This window comes from Segeticoccus rhizosphaerae (genome assembly GCF_009192725.1).
Classification (GTDB): Bacteria; Actinomycetota; Actinomycetes; order Actinomycetales; family Dermatophilaceae; genus Segeticoccus; species Segeticoccus rhizosphaerae.
In genome coordinates this window covers 1-1,325 of sequence record NZ_VOHR01000560.1, presented here as the reverse complement: position 1 = coordinate 1,325, position 1,325 = coordinate 1, and the positions used below count along the sequence as shown (strand labels likewise).

The 1,325-nt window shown below is 74.9% G+C and carries 3 protein-coding genes; all 3 read left to right on the top strand.

What is annotated here, in order from left to right; genetic code table 11:
- A partial coding sequence (locus tag FRW57_RS24215; RefSeq protein ID WP_203230480.1) for a hypothetical protein occupies positions 1-186 on the top strand: 186 nt, incomplete at its 5' end.
- Positions 183-821: a nucleotide exchange factor GrpE gene (locus tag FRW57_RS21650; RefSeq protein ID WP_203230479.1), complete on the top strand. Its 639-nt coding sequence runs from the start codon at positions 183-185 to the stop codon at positions 819-821. The genes FRW57_RS24215 and FRW57_RS21650, both read left to right, overlap by 4 nt.
- Before the next feature lie 25 nt (positions 822-846).
- On the top strand, positions 847-1,325 hold a 479-nt coding region (locus tag FRW57_RS21645), incomplete at its 3' end, for a DnaJ domain-containing protein (RefSeq protein ID WP_152187042.1).

The window sequence follows — 1,325 nt, the reverse complement described above, 5'->3', positions numbered from 1 at the left end:
GCCGCGTCCCAGGCCGAGGGCGCCGGAGCCGGTGCCGCTGGGGGCGCGGCCGGTGGCGAGGGTGCCCCGGGCGCCGGTGCTACCGGTGCCGGCGCGGCGGGCGGGTCGTCCAGTTCGGCGCAGGATGACGTCGTGGACGCCGAGGTCATCGATGACGACAGCGACGCGGCCAGGAGCGCGCGGTGAGTGAGCGTGTCCCTGCCGGCGGTGGGACCGCTCGCAGCGCGCAGCAACGCTCCGGCGGGGCGCCCGGTGAGCCGTTGGTGGTCAAGGACAACCGGCGGATCGACCCGGTCACCGGTGCCGTGCGCGGTGCCGGTGACCGCCCCGCCTGCGACTCCGGCGCGGCCCAGCGCACCGCCGAGCGGGCACCGGCCCCGGCGGCCGGTTCGGAGGCTGCCGTGGCGCAGGAGCTGAAGCGAGACCTGCAGCGGGTGAACGCCGAGTACGCCAACTACCGGCGGCGGGCCGAGCGTGACCGGCAGCTGCACCGCGACCTCGCGGTCAGTGAGGTGGTGCAGGCGCTGGTGCCGGTGCTGGACGACCTCGACGCCGCGCGCCGGCACGGTGACCTGACCGGTGGGCCGCTGGCGGCGATCGCGGACAAGCTGGAGGCGGTGCTGGGCCGCTTCGGGGTGCAGCGTTTCGGTCAGGCCGGTGAGGTGTTCGACCCGGCCGTGCACGAGGCGCTGATGCACACCGAGGCCGAGCTGCCCGAGGGCACCGAGGCGACCACGGTGGTGCAGGTGCTGCAGCCGGGTTACCGGAGGAACGACCGGGTGGTGCGCCCGGCGCGGGTGGCCGTGGCCGACCCGAATTGAGCAAGAGCAGGAGGGAGGTGTTGGGGTGGCCAGCCAGGACTGGTTGGACAAGGACTTCTATGCCGTCCTCGGCGTCTCCCCGGACGTCGACGAGGCGGCCCTGAAGCGGGCCTACCGCAAGCTTGCCCGTGAGTGGCACCCGGACTCCAAGCCGGGGGACGCCACCGCCGAGCAGAGGTTCAAGGAGATCGGGGAGGCCTACGCGGTCCTGTCCGATCCGGAGCAGCGGCGCGAGTACGACGCGATCCGGCAGATGGCCTCCGGCGGTGCCCGGTTCACCGCCGGCAGCGGCGCCGGTGCCGCCGGTGCCGGGGCGGGGTTTGAGGACCTGTTCGGTGGCCTGTTCGGCTCCGGCGGGGGCACCCGGGTCCGGTTCGCGACCGGCGGTGATGGCCGCGGGACCCAGCCGGACCTGGAGGACCTGCTCGGTGGCCTGTTCGGCGGCGACGCCAGCGCCGACACCGGCCACGGCCGTGCCGGGGGGTTTGACGGGTTCGGCACGCC